Below are 2,111 nucleotides of genomic sequence, written 5' to 3'. Positions count from 1 at the left end.
CAGGCAGACTGTCTGTTGGCCCTTGAGCTTCGCCTTGCTCAACGCGGGCAAAAGCATCCCAGCAAGGATCGCGATGATCGCAATCACGACCAAGAGTTCAATCAGCGTAAATGCGCAGCGGTTGCGGTATAGTTTCATGTCAATCCTTTCTGACTGACTGATACTGATAGGCATTTGCTTTTTCGACGTGGCTGGAGTGTGCCTGGCTGGGGGTGGCCATTCAAGGCGAAACGCGGGTTCGGCATCTTCAATTGACGATGTCCGGACATATGATACAGTGCATTGCCCTGCTATGAGCACGAGTAAACTCGATACGTCCGGTGTCTTCCACCCTGTTCAACTCCATTCCAATCAAACGGAACTCAGCCTGCCTGCCCAGGCCATCCGCTTCCGCAAAAACGGGATCGAATTCTGCTCGACTTCGCCGATCCCGAAGTGGACCGAAATGACCGTTGACCTGCACTCTCGCCGGAACACCAAGAAAGTTCACTGCACCGGCATTGTGGTGGATTGCATCGGCAGCCGCCACACCGGTTACGTGGTCTCCATGGTTTTCATGGACCTGACACCCCAGTCCCAGGAGCGTCTTTCGGAACTTGCGTTTTCGCAGACTGCCTGAAGCGTCCGCAGGCAGGGAGCGGAGGGCATGGAAATATTCCACCGCATTCTGGACACGGCCATCAAAGGCGGCGCGTCCGACGTCCACGTCAAGATCGGCGGGCCGATCATTTTTCGGATCAATCGGCAGCTCATAGCGATCGAGGCGCCCGTCCCGACCGCGCAATGGCTCAACGAGATCGTTCACAAGATTCTGCCCCGGCACGTCCAGCAAAGGCTGGAGGAAGATCGGGAAGTGGATTTTTCCTACTACGCGCCGGGCATCGGGCGTTTTCGGACCAACGTCTTTCAGCAAAAGGGAGAATTCTGCCTCTCGATGCGCTATGTCAAAACGCAGGTGCCAAGCTTCGAGGAGTTGGGTTTGCTCCCCATCGTCAAACGGCTGGCCGAATCTCCCCGCGGCATTGTCCTGGTGGCGGGTTCCACCGGCTGCGGCAAATCCACGACGCTGGCGGCGATGATCGAGCACATCAACGCGAACTTCAAAAAGCACATCATCACGCTGGAAGATCCCATCGAATATGTCTTTGAAGACAACCAATCCGTGATCGAACAGCGGGAGGTTGGCCTGGACACGCAAACCTTCGCCGCCGGCCTCCGCCATATTGTTCGGCAGGATCCCGATGTCATCATGATCGGGGAAATGCGGGATTCGATCAGTTTTACGGCCGCGATGAGCGCAGCGGACACGGGGCATCTGGTCCTGTCCACGCTCCACACCACCAATGCCGCGCAGTCGATCAGCCGCATCCTTGATTTCTTCAAGGCTGACGAGCGCGAACAAATCCGGCGTCAGCTCTCCGGGACGATGCAGGCCGTGATCTGCCAGCGCATGGTGAGCACGGCCACGGGAGGTGTCACGCCGGCCCTGGAAATCCTGATCAACACCCCCACCGTCCGCAAATTGCTCGAGGAAAATCGCCTGGATAAACTGCCCGCCGCCATTGAGACCGGGGTCGAGGACGGGATGCAGACCTTCAATCAGGCCCTCTTCCAGTTGGTCAAAGACCGCAAGGTCACCGAGAAAGAAGCCCTGGCCAAAGCCTCAAATCCTCAGGCCCTGGAGATGAACTTCAAAGGCATCTTCCTCGACGAAGGACGGCGAATTCTCGGTTAGAGCCTGTCTGAAAATTCCGCGGGGTGCTGTTTTCGAGCAAAAGGCCGTATCAGGCGCGACGAAGGTCTTCGACTGAGGAGCAACGAAGCCAGACGGCCTTTTGCTCGAAAACCCTCCGGGCGGGTCTTTTGTCTGCGGCCTGCGTTGGCTCGGCCCTTACAGCCCGCGCGGGGATGCTCGGACCTCGCCGCTTTGGCCACAGCCAAATCCCTCGCCGCAGCGCCCCTCGCAATTTTCAGACAGGCTCTTAGAGCGTGTCCGAAAATTCCGCGGGGTCCTGTTTTCGCGCCAAAGGCCGGATGGCGAGGCGCAACGAAGGAGAATATCCTCCCTGGATCTTCGACTGAGGAGCAACGAAGCCAGGCGGCCTTTGGCG

Annotated in this window: 3 protein-coding genes and 1 pseudogene; 3 read left to right on the top strand and 1 reads right to left on the bottom strand. The window is 58.0% G+C overall.

The features are described 5' to 3' along the window. The coding region (locus tag FJ398_27410; protein MBM3841605.1) for a prepilin-type N-terminal cleavage/methylation domain-containing protein at positions 1 to 138 on the bottom strand (138 nt) is incomplete at its 3' end. Positions 139 to 292: 154 nt separating this feature from the next. Between FJ398_27410 and FJ398_27405 the strand changes: the two genes are divergently transcribed. From FJ398_27405 to FJ398_27395, 3 genes and pseudogenes are all read left to right on the top strand, one after another. Further along, on the top strand, positions 293 to 619 hold the full coding sequence (locus FJ398_27405) for a hypothetical protein (protein ID MBM3841604.1): 327 nt from the start codon (positions 293 to 295) through the stop codon (positions 617 to 619). Positions 620 to 646: 27 nt separating this feature from the next. Further along, a complete protein-coding gene (locus FJ398_27400) occupies positions 647 to 1,735 on the top strand; it encodes a PilT/PilU family type 4a pilus ATPase (protein MBM3841603.1) in 1,089 nt (362 codons plus the stop codon). A 7-nt stretch (positions 1,736 to 1,742) separates the two neighbouring features. Then, positions 1,743 to 1,986 (top strand): annotated as a pseudogene (locus FJ398_27395) (hypothetical protein). The last annotated feature ends 125 nt before the right edge of the window (positions 1,987 to 2,111 follow it).

This window comes from Verrucomicrobiota bacterium (assembly GCA_016871535.1).
Lineage (GTDB): Bacteria > Verrucomicrobiota > Verrucomicrobiia > Limisphaerales > SIBE01 > VHCZ01.
The sequence above is the reverse complement of the archived record's forward strand: the minus strand, read 5'-3'. Positions and strand labels throughout refer to the sequence as shown.

Bases quoted from the DNA above. Each gene is read 5' to 3' on its own strand.
- FJ398_27405 (MBM3841604.1), top strand. From the start codon at position 293: ATGAGCACGAGTAAACTCGATACGTCCGGTGTCTTCCACCCTGTTCAA.
- FJ398_27400 (MBM3841603.1), top strand. From the start codon at position 647: ATGGAAATATTCCACCGCATTCTGGACACGGCCATCAAAGGCGGCGCG.